At 69.3% G+C, this 6,158-nt stretch carries 1 pseudogene; it reads right to left on the minus strand.

Features of this window, described 5'->3' with window-relative positions:
• Window positions 1-23: 23 nt before the first annotated feature.
• Window positions 24-6,143: pseudogene (locus ACQP06_RS12995) on the minus strand (type I polyketide synthase); the annotation flags it as partial.
• Window positions 6,144-6,158: the final 15 nt, after the last annotated feature.

A 6,158-nucleotide genomic window follows, 5' to 3' on the forward strand; every position in this document is an offset into this window, starting at 1 on the left:
GCGATCGCCCTCCCGGCCGAATCTCACTCCAGCCCTTCCAGCCAATCGTCGACCGCCGCGGCGACCTGATCCGAGCCCTCGTGCAGCATGGCGAAGTGGTTGGCATCCACCTGGACCACGCGATGGCTCTCGTCCCACGGCTGGGCCTGCCACGCCATGAAGTCCTCGGGGACTCCGGGAATCCGCTGTGCGCACTGGAGGAACAGGGTGGGCGCGGTGATCTTCCCGGGCGCGATGCCGCGGAGCACCTGAATGTACTGGCCCATGGCGGTCAACCGGGCGGGGTCGAATCGATCGAAGGCGGCCTCGTTGGTCACCATGTTCTCGGCGACCGGCTTGAGAATCCACTCACTGCCTTCGCCCTCGCCCACCCGGTAGCTGTCCACCAGCACCACTCCCGTCGGCGCGGGTCCGCCGAGAGCTTCCAGCCGTTCGGCGACGCTGTAGGCCAGGACCCCGCCGGAGGAGTACCCGAACAGGATGAACGGCCGGCCCTCGGCGGCGTCGAGGATGGGCTGGAGCAACGCCTTGGTGGCCGCGGCGTAGTCGGTGGGCACCGGCTGGCCCGCGTGGGACCCCATCGGTGCGAGGCCGACCACGTCGCGGGCGGTCCGCAGTTTGCTTGCCATTCTGGCGTATTGGCGCACACCGCCGGCCGCCATCGGCGGGGCGATGCAGATGATGCGCGGCGTGGCGGCGCCGTCGGTCAATCGGATGAGCTCCGGTTCGACGTTCAGCTCGTCGTTGGCGGTGAACTGGTCACGCATCTGTGCAGCCAGGTGCAGGAGCAGGAAGGCGACCGAATACTGTTCCCGCCCCACCGCGGTGCGGAACATTCCGTACAGCGAGTCGTCGGCGACACCCTCCTGGCGATCTCGTTCGGCGGCCGCGTTGACAGCGTTCGCGAGGGCGCCCGCGCCTTCGGCCAATTTCTCGTCCAGTTGTTTGGCGAGAATCTGGGGCGTCGGATAGTCGAAGACGAGGGTGCCGGGCAACTGCACGCCGGTAGCGTCGCGCAGCGCGTTGCGGAATTCGACCGCGGTGATCGAGTCGAATCCCATTTCGCCGAACACATTGTCGACCTCGATGAGGTCGACATCCGCGTAGCCGAGCGTCGCGGCAGCCTGCTTGCGCACGAACTCCACGAGCAGCGGAAGCCGCTCGGCGGAGGGCAGGCCGACCAGATCCAGCAGCGGTGACGGCGTCTCGCGCTGTGCCGAGATCGGTACCAGCCCGCGGACCAGGGCGGGTGCGTGCTCGGCTCGCGTGCGGAGCACGGCCCGGTCGACAGGTAGCGCGGCCAGTTGGGCGATGCCGGAGGTCACGGCGGCATCGAACAGCGCCAGTCCGTCGGATTCGGACAGCGCCGGAAAGCCCTGTCGCCGCATCCGTTCGAAATCCTCGTCCGACAGTTCCGTGCCCAGACCGGTCGATCGTTCCCACAGGCTGTAGTCGATCGACGTGGCCGTCCACCCGGCCGCCCGGCGGTAGGTGGCGAGGGCGTCGAGGTACACGTTGGCCGCAGCGTAGTTGGCCTGCCCGGCGGCCAGCACCAACCCACCGGCGGAGGCCACCAGGACGAACAGCGACAGCGGCTGGTCACTCGTGAGCTCGTGCAGATGCCACGCGGCGTCGGCTTTGGGCGCGAACACGGCATCGATGCGGCCGCTCGTCATCGATTCGATCAGGCCGTTGTCGGCGACGCCCGCCGCGTGCACGACACCCGTCAGCGGGTGCTCGGACCCGATCTCGTCGAGCAGTGCTTTCAACGCGTCTCGATCGGAGACGTCGCAGGCGGCGACAGTCACCTGCGCACCGAGTTCGGTCAACTGGGCGCACAACGCGTCGGCGCCGGGAGCTTGCGGCCCCCGCCGGGACGTCAGCACCAGCCGCCGCGCACCGTATTCGGTGACCAGGTGCCGTGCGAACAGCGCGCCCAGCCCACCGGTGCCGCCGGTGATCAGCACGGTGCCGGTGTCCAAGGGCTCGACCGGCTCGCGGTTCGTCTCGGTGAGCTGATGCGGAACCAGGCGCGGCACCAGGATTTTCGCGCCGCGCAGCGCGCCCTCCGGCTCCGTCGCCAGGGCCGAGGCGGCGGTGACGACGGCGGCCGGATCGTGGTCGGCGGCACCATCGAGGTCCAAGAGCTGGAACCGGTGCGGATGTTCGGCCTGGGCCGCGCGCACCAAACCCCAGACCGGCGCCTGCGCCGGGCGCACCTGCTCGTACTCACTGGTGGTTACCGCGTCGCTGGTCAGGATCACCAGGCGGGCCTCGGCGAATCGAGGGTCTCCCAACCACTGTTGAACGGTGGCCAGCACGCCGTTCAATGCCTCGCGGGCGGCGTACGACGACGCGTCGCCGGTATCGGCGCAATGGAGCAATACGAGCTCTGGGACAACAGCTTCGTCGGCCGCGTCGAGTGCGGCGACCAGCGTAGTGAGATCGGGGTAGCCGGGTACCTCCGCCGAACCCGGCGCGCCGATGACCGCTGTGCGTGCCGGGGCGGCCGAACCGGCGGCGACCGATGTCGCGGCGATCCACTCCACCGTGAACAAGGCATCGGGCGCCCGGTCGGCGCGCAATCGGTCCGCGGACACCTGACGGGTGTCCAGCGAGTCGACCGACAACACCGGGCTGCCGGTGCTATCGGCCAGCCACAGCGTGAAACGGTTGTCGTGCACCCGGATTCGGACCCGGGCGGCACTGCATCCGGCCGCGTGCAGTGCGACGCCACGCCAGCTGAACGGCAGTGCGGGCGCGTCGTTGCCGACAGTGCGCATTCGATCCACGATGAGGGCGTGCATGGCCGCGTCGAACAGTGCGGGGTGGAGGCCATAGCCTTCGGCGGCCTTCGGATCCGGCAGGGCCACCTCGGCGAACAGCTCGTGACCATCGGCGCCGTGCTCGCCGCGTCGCCACATCGCCCGCATGCCCTGGAAATAGGGGCCGTATCCGTACCCGGCATCCAGCATCTCGGTGTACACGTCGGCGATGTCGATCGCCTCGGCGTCGAGCGGCGGCCAGACAGCGAGATCGAAATCGGGCCGGACGTCGTCGGCGGTGAGGTCGCCCTCCGCGTGCAACGTCCACGCGACGGCATCCGGCTGGCGCGAGTGAATCGTGATGCGCCGTCGACCGGAATCATTCGCCGCGCCGACCACCACCTGTACCGAAACTCCGTCGTAGGTGGGCAGTGTCAACGGCGCGTGCAGGATCAGCTCGTCCACTCGCGCGTGACCGAGCAATCCGCCCACATGGGTGGCCAACTCGATGAAGCCGGTGCCCGGTAGCAGTGCCGTACCGAGAACGCTGTGATCGGCCAACCATCCGATCGTGTCCACCGACCATCGGCCGACGAAGCTCACCCCACCCGAATCGGGCTGCGGGACAACCGCTCCCAGCAGGGGATGGGAGACGGGATCCAATCCCGCGGCATCGGCTTCGGCGGCCAGCCACGTCGTCGACAGATACCGCTTCGCATCGAGCCAGAACCGCTCGCGTTGAAACGCATAGGTGGGCAGGTCGATCGGTTGCGCGCCGGGATGGAACGCGGGCCAATCGACCTCGGCGCCCGACACGAACAACTTCGCGACCGCGGCCGTCACCGTGGCGGTCGAGGCCTCCTCGCGGCGCGCCACCGCGACCGCGACGGCGCCTTCGGCGTCCACGGTGCCCGCCACCATCGGCGTGAGGACCGCGTCCGGCCCGATCTCCGCGAAGCGCACCACACCCGTGTCCGCCATCGTGGCCACCGCGTCGGCGAACCGCACCGTGGCGCGGACCTGACGCACCCAGTACGCGGGGTCCGACATCTCATCGGTCACCCGAGCGCCGGTCACGGTCGATACCAGCGGAATGGTCGGCCGGGCGAAGCTCAAGCCCTCGACCACCCCGGCGAACTCCGCCGACATCGGATCCATCAATCCCGAATGGAAAGCGTGCGACACCCGTAGACGGCTTGTCCGCCAAGACTTCTCGGAGAACAACTCGGCCAGCGCGTCGACTTCGGTCTCGACGCCGGAGACCACCACCGAGGTGGGGCTGTTCACCGCCGCGATCGATACGCCGTCGGTCAACAGCGGGGCCACGGCGGATTCCGGCGCTCCTACCGCGACCATCGCGCCACCCGCGGGGAGCACTTGCATCAACCGGCCGCGCGCGGCCACCAAGGTGCAGGCGTCCGAGAGTGACAGCACTCCGGCGATGTGCGCGGCGGCGATTTCGCCGATCGAGTGGCCCGCCACCAGGTTGGGGCGGAGGCCCCACGCCTCGAGCAGGCGATACAGTGCGACCTCGAAGGCGAACAGTCCGGCTTGCGCGAAGACCGTCTGGTTGATCAGATCCGTCGCGGTCAACGCCTTTTCGAGCGAAACCGGCTGGTCGAGAAGCGGATTCAGCTCGGCGACGACCTTGTCGAACGTTGCCGCGAACACCGGGTGCGTACGCAGTTGCTCGGCCATCCCGGCCCACTGCGCACCCTGACCCGAGAAGACGAACCCCGTCGAACCCGAAGCCGCGCGTCCCGACACCACACCGGGCACGGAGTCTCCGCGCCCCAATGCCTCGATACCCGACAGCAGTTCGTCGCGATCGGCGCCGAGGACCACCGCTCGATGGCCGAGGGTGGCGCGGGTGGCGGCCAGGGAGTATCCGACATCGTGTGCTGCGACGGCGTTTTCGCGGACATACGACCGCAAGCGAACGGCCTGTTCGCCGAGCGCACGGGCACTGGCGGCGGACAGCACCCAGGGCATGGCCGCCGCCACGGGCTCGGCCGGGATCGTCGCGGCGGCGGGCGCCTGTTCGAGGGCAGGAGCCTGTTCGAGGATGACGTGTGCGTTGGTGCCGCTGATGCCGAATGACGACACGCCGACGCGGCGTGGGCGATCGAGCAGCGGCCACGGCACCGGTTCGGTCAGCAGCCGCACCTCGCCCGCGGACCAGTCGACCTTGGTCGACGGCCGGTCCACGTGCAGCGTGCGCGGCAGCGTTCCGTGCCGCATCGCCATCACCATCTTGATCACGCCGCCCACGCCCGCGGCGGCCTGCGCGTGTCCGATGTTCGACTTCAGCGACCCGAGCCACAGCGGCCGTTCCGCCTCGCGATCGCGGCCATAGGTGGCCAGCAGCGCCTGCGCCTCGATCGGGTCGCCCAACGTCGTTCCGGTGCCGTGTCCTTCGACCGCGTCGACGTCGGCGGCGGAGATTCCGGCATTGGTCAGCGCCTGTTCGATGACGCGCCGCTGCGCGGGGCCGTTGGGCGCGGTCAGCCCATTGGACGCGCCGTCGGAGTTCACCGCCGAACCGGCCAGTACGGCGAGAATCCGGTGGCCGTTGCGCTGCGCGTCGGACAGTCGTTCCAGCACCAGCACACCGGCGCCCTCCGCCCAGCCGACGCCGTCGGCGCTGTCGGAGAAGGACTTGCAGCGGCCGTCGACGGCCAGTCCGCGTTGCCGGCTGAACTCCACCAACGTGTCCGGGCCCGCCATCACGGTCACACCGCCCGCCAGCGCCAGCTCGCACTCGCCCGAACGCAGTGCGGCGGCGGCCGAATGCATGGCTACCAGCGAGGACGAACATGCGGTGTCGACGGTGACCGACGGTCCCTGGAGTCCGAAGGTGTAGGAGACCCGGCCCGACGCCAGCGATCCGGCGTTCGCGTTGGCCGGGTAGTCGTGGTACATCATGCCGACCCAGACGCCGGTCGCGCTGCCGCGCAGGGTCGCCGGATCGATTCCGGCGCGTTCGAATGCCTCCCAGGAGGTTTCGAGCAGGAGGAACTGCTGCGGATCCATGGTGGCCGCCTCGTTCGGGCTGATGCCGAAGAACGCGGGGTCGAAATCGCCTGCGGTGTGCAGGAATCCGCCGGATCGGGTATGGGAACGGCCGGGCAGTTCGCCGGTGGGGTCGTAGATGCGTTCGATATCCCAGCCGCGGTTGGCGGGGAGGTCGGTGGTGGCGTCGACGCCGTCGGAGACCAGTCGCCACAGGTCTTCCGGTGACTCGACGCCGCCGGGGTATCGGCAGGCCATGCCCACGATCGCGATCGGTTCCCGCAGGGCCGCGTCGAGCTGACGATTGCGGGCCCGCAGCCGATCGGTTTCCTTCAGTGAGGCCCGTAGCGCATCGGCGAGCTTTGCGGTCGGTTCGTCGAA

This window comes from Nocardia sp. CA-136227 (assembly GCF_050955695.1).
Classification (GTDB): Bacteria; Actinomycetota; Actinomycetes; order Mycobacteriales; family Mycobacteriaceae; genus Nocardia.